General features: G+C 55.8%; 1 rRNA gene. It reads right to left on the minus strand.

From position 1 onward, the window contains the following. Positions 1–231, minus strand: a 16S ribosomal RNA gene (locus ACTHSL_RS14325); the annotation flags it as partial.

The following is a 231-nucleotide window of genomic DNA, read 5'->3' on the forward strand; positions in this document are numbered from 1 at the left end:
TCTCTACGCATTCCACCGCTACACCCCCAATTCCGCTGGCCTCTCCCCTATTCAAGATGTCCAGTTTTAGGTGCCTGTCTGGGGTTGGGCCCCAGGATTAAACACCTAACTTAAACACCCGCCTACGCTCCCTTTACGCCCAGTGATTCCGAACAACATTTGCCCCCCTCGTATTACCGCGGCTGCTGGCACGAAGTTAGCCGGGGCTTCCTTTGCGGGTACATTCAAGCC

It is taken from the genome of Neisseria sp. P0008.S010 (genome assembly GCF_051962715.1).
Classification (GTDB): Bacteria; Pseudomonadota; Gammaproteobacteria; order Burkholderiales; family Neisseriaceae; genus Neisseria; species Neisseria elongata.